We start from the raw sequence: 1,363 nt of genomic DNA, 5'->3' as shown, positions 1-1,363 counted from the left end.
CAACATGTATAACCGCCCCTTACGCAAGAGGGCATTTGAAGCAGTTGTGCGCGGTGTCGGGTGCTGACATGTATCCGGCCTCATATTGCGGCTTTCTCCATGCCGCGGGCCCGTATGGTGTTCGCAGGCCGGGTCCAGATCAAAGCCGCGTGCTCGATGGCACTCTGTTGCGCCCTGGTTCTCCCGATCCCGTCTCACGACCGTGCGCCATACTTCTCCTGGCCCTCTTCCGCTCCGACGTCCTCGCGACCAGTGACGGCCTACGCCGCAGCGGCCGGGGACTGGTAGACGCCGCCCCGGGCCATCAGCGCCCAGACGATCCGCGCCATTTTGTTGGCCAGCGCCACCCGCACCAGCATCGGCGGCTTGCGCATCAACATCCCACCGAGCCAGGTGCCCGGCCGGGCAGCGGCATGTCCATGCCGCTTGATGATGACGCTGTTCGCCCCAATGATCAGCAGCCGTCGCAAGGATCGCTCGCCCATCCTCGTCGTTGCCCCAAGGCGCTGCTTGCCTCCCGTGGAATGCTGCCTCGGTGTAAGCCCGAGCCAGGCGGCGAAATCGCGCCCCTTCCGGAACGTCTCGGGCGGCGGAGCCAGGACCGCGAGGGCCGTGGCGATCAGGGGGCCAATCCCTGGCACGGTCATGAGCCGCCGGGCCACCTCGTTCTCCTTGGCCCGGCGGAAGATCTCGGCATCGAGCTTGCCGATCTCCGCCTCCAGATGGGTGAGGGCTGCGACCAGCACCTTCAGCGCGGCAATGGCATCGACGGGCAACCCGCTGTCGGGGCCCTCGACGATGGCGATCAGTCGCGCGGCGTTGGCTGTCCCCTGCGGCGCGATCTGCCCGAACTCGCCCAGATGGCCGCGCAGCGCGTTGATCGCTTGCGTGCGCTGCCGGATCAGCAGCTCGCGGATCCGGAAGACCATCGCGGCCCCCTGGGTCTCTTCGCTCTTCACGGGCACGAAGCGCATCGTCGGGCGCATGGCCGCTTCGCAGATCGCCTCGGCATCCGCCGCATCGTTTTTCTGCCGCTTCACGAAGGGCTTGACGTAGGCGGGCGGGATCAGCCGCACCTCGTGGCCCAGCTTGCCGATCTCGCGGCCCCAGAAATGAGCGCCGCCGCAGGCTTCCATGGCGACAATGCAGGGCGGCAGGTCGCCGAAGAACGCCAGCACCTGATCCCGCCTCAGCTTCTTGCGCAGGACTGCCCGACCCGCCCCGTCAGCCCCATGCACCTGAAACACATTCTTCGCCAGATCGAGCCCGACCGTGATAATCTCCGACATGACCGCTCTCCTTTGTGGATCCTCGCAAACCCACCTTGGCACACAGATGCCGTCGGGGGGCGGTTACAGCATCA

General features: G+C 66.5%; 1 protein-coding gene. It reads right to left on the bottom strand.

What is annotated here, in order from left to right; translation table 11 throughout:
* Positions 1–260 precede the first annotated feature (260 nt).
* Positions 261–1,289, bottom strand: a complete 1,029-nt coding sequence (locus tag EOW65_RS19810) for an IS110 family RNA-guided transposase (protein WP_128152394.1) — start codon at positions 1,287–1,289, stop codon at positions 261–263.
* Positions 1,290–1,363 lie beyond the last annotated feature (74 nt).

Origin of the sequence: Paenirhodobacter ferrireducens, assembly GCF_004022265.1 — a bacterium.
Lineage (GTDB): Bacteria > Pseudomonadota > Alphaproteobacteria > Rhodobacterales > Rhodobacteraceae > Rhodobacter > Rhodobacter ferrireducens.
Note: the sequence above shows the minus strand (reverse complement) of the source record. Positions and strands in the feature narration are given on the sequence as shown.

What these genes read in the sequence shown, in the direction of transcription:
- EOW65_RS19810 (WP_128152394.1), bottom strand. Translation starts at nt 1,289, where the DNA reads ATGTCGGAGATTATCACGGTCGGGCTCGATCTGGCGAAGAATGTGTTT.